Raw genomic sequence first — 2,800 nt, forward strand, 5'->3', positions numbered from 1 at the left:
CGGCTCGCGCCTGTCCCCACGCGATGTCACGTGGTAGAGCGCTCCGGGAAACTCGATGCGTAATGGCCTTGCCATCGCGAAAAACGCAACGATGCGAGAACTGACCCCTCCCTGTGACCCCTCCCTGCGAGAACTGACCCCTCCCTGCTGCTGACCCCTCCCTGCTCTCCCTGCTCGCTTACAGCGCCACCGGCTTGGCTCGATCCAGCGCCGCCCCCGCGCGGTCGAGGTAGTCGTCCGGGAAGGTCCAGACCGGGCTGCCCGGATCACGCACGAGTCCGCGCTCCTGCGGCGCCAGGTCGTAGCCCAGGCTCAGGACCACATCACTACTGACCCAAGGGCTTTCGCGCAAGTAGCCATGGCCGCTGCCGCTGACCGCGCCTTCCGCGTTGCTGACGTCGATCACGCGAAGCCTCGGGTGGCTGCTTAGGAAACGGCTTGCCTGCTCCGTGGCCATCTCGCCGATCAGCGCCTCACTGGCGCGCTGTCGGCGGAACACCAGCTTCGACAGGCTGAGGGCGGAATCCGCGGAGGACTGGTACAGCGTCAGCGACTTGGGCACGCGCAGTGCGCCGTCGAGCACATAGCCGCCGAGAACGCCGCGGTCGACGTCGCTGCCGACCAGGATCACATGCCCGAGCCGGAGCCGTCGACGAATCTCATCTTCACTCATGAAGCGACTGTACATGCCAAGATCGGCCAGCATGCGCGCCACCAGGCGCGTCCCGGCGCTGTAACCGATCACGTGGATGTTTTCTGCATCACTGTGCTCCGCCAGGAAGGCGATGAGCATGCGCAGGCCGCGGGCCGAGTTGAGGGCGTCGTCCAGGTCGGACCAATAGGCCAGCGTCTTGCGGGTCGAGGGCCAGCTGTAGGCGATGAAGGCGCCGTCGTTACCCATGAAGTTCCACAACTCGGCGGCGACCAGGACCGGATTCTCGTAGTCCACCTTGTAGCCGTGCACGTAGATGTAGACGTCCTTGGTGGCAGCGGCGGCCAGGCGGGCATCGAGCGCGGCGGCGAAGCGCTCGCCAGGCACTGGAGAGCGCTCAACCCCGCTGGCGAACGGCGGTACGCTGCGCTTGAAGATGCCGAATTCATCGACGCTCCCGACCTGCAACGGGTAGCGGTCGCTGCGATCCTTGAGCAGCGAGATGCGGCGCAGCTCTGCCCAGCTCGGAGCTTGGTCGCCTGCCGGCTCGATGCAGGCCTCGCCGAGGCGCAGCACGTTCGCCCGTTCGTCGCTGTAGTAGGCGAAACGCTCCGGCTCCGTGGTCGGTGCCCGATCGGTTGCGTAGAGAATGCAAGGCGGCGGGCGATCGGCGGAAACGGAGCTACTGCCGAAAGGGTCGATGCGGCCTTCGCCGTAGACCGCCGGGGCCGGCATCAGAAAGACCTGATCGGCGGGCGGCTTGTTGCTGGCGCATCCGGCGAGAGCCAGGGTGCCGAGGATGAGGCAGGCAAAGCCAGCTGTTGAGGATGGCGTCATCGCGCGTCTCCAGCTGTTGTTCGTTTGGCTCGCGCGTCCGGTGTCGTCGCCGACCTGCGCAGCTCGATCTGCAGCGGTCGGGTCGTATCCAGATGCAGGTCCCGCTGCGGGAAGGCGATGCTGATACCCGCCTCGGCGAAGGCCTGGTTGATGGCCCGATTCAGCGCTGAGATGGTGCTCATGCGCACATCGACGGAGTCGACGAAGGCGCGCAGAGTCAGGGTCAGCGCGTTGTCGCCGAAGGTGTCGAAGGTCACGACTGGCGGCGGCTCATCGATGACATGCTCGTGTGCCTCTGCGATGCCTGTCATGATCGCCGACGCCTGCTCGACGTCGCTGCCATAGGCGACGCCAACCACCAGCACGATGCGGGTGACGGGATCCGATAGAGACCAGTTCAGCAGCCGACCGGTCACGAATTCCTTGTTCGGTACCAGCAGCTCCTTGCGATCCCAGTTGCGGATGGTCGTGGCGCGGATTCGGATCTTGGTGACCACACCGTCGGTATCGCCCACCGTGACCGTGTCGCCGAGGCGGATTGGGCGCTCGAATAGGATGATCAGGCCGCTGACGAAATTGGCGACGATCTCCTGCAGGCCGAAGCCGATGCCGACGCTGAGTGCCGCGGCCATCCACTGCAGGTGCATCCAGCTCACGCCGAGGGTGCCCAGCACCAGCAAAATGCCCATCGCCCCGATGACATAGCTGGTCAGGGTCGTGACCGCGTAACGGTCCGCGGCAGACAGTGCAGAGCGCCGCAACAGGATGATCTCCAAGAGCGACGGCAGCCGCCTGAGCAGGACCCAGGTGCCGGCGGCGAAGAGCAGGGCGAGCCCCAGATGCAGCAAGGTGACGGGCCGTTGCTGCTGTTCGCCGCCCACTGAAACCGTCTTGCTCCAGAGCACCTGATCCTCGAATACGCGCAATGCCGACAGGGTGTCGGACCAGATCAGCACGAAGCCGATCACAGCGACGAAAGCGAGGCTGAAGCGGATGAGTGCGCGGGTGTCGGCGCTGAGTGTGGAGAGCTCCGCTTGCGGCTCCTCGAAGTGCGGCTCCGCAGCCTCCCCGCCCGGCTCCCTCCCTGGCTCCCGCGGCGCTGATTGGGCGGTTTCCGAGGCCATTCGATGCCGCTCCAGAGCCGCTTCATAGGACAGTCGTCGGCGCACCACGAGCAGCCAGCGCAGGGCCAGCGCTTCCAACAGCACCACCGCCAAGATCAGCTGCACCGAGTCCAGGTAGTTGTTGGATTCCACTGTGGCGGTGTACAGATAGCCGGACCATGCCAGTATGATCATCACGATCGGGTAG

At 65.5% G+C, this 2,800-nt stretch carries 2 protein-coding genes and 1 pseudogene; all 3 read right to left on the bottom strand.

Annotation, left to right across the window (positions count from 1 at the left end):
* Positions 1-75: pseudogene (locus tag G3446_RS28520) on the bottom strand (transposase); the annotation flags it as partial.
* A 103-nt stretch (positions 76-178) separates the two neighbouring features.
* Positions 179-1,489: an alpha/beta hydrolase gene (locus G3446_RS26210; RefSeq protein WP_164456600.1), complete on the bottom strand. Its 1,311-nt coding sequence runs from the start codon at positions 1,487-1,489 to the stop codon at positions 179-181.
* Positions 1,486-2,800 (bottom strand): mechanosensitive ion channel domain-containing protein (locus G3446_RS26215; protein WP_164456601.1); only part of this gene is annotated, 1,315 nt, incomplete at its 5' end. The genes G3446_RS26210 and G3446_RS26215, both read right to left, overlap by 4 nt.

Source organism: Thiorhodococcus minor (assembly GCF_010820565.1).
Classification (GTDB): Bacteria; Pseudomonadota; Gammaproteobacteria; order Chromatiales; family Chromatiaceae; genus Thiorhodococcus; species Thiorhodococcus minor.

Bases quoted from the DNA above. Each gene is read 5' to 3' on its own strand.
- G3446_RS26210 (WP_164456600.1), bottom strand. From the start codon at position 1,489: ATGACGCCATCCTCAACAGCTGGCTTTGCCTGCCTCATCCTCGGCACC.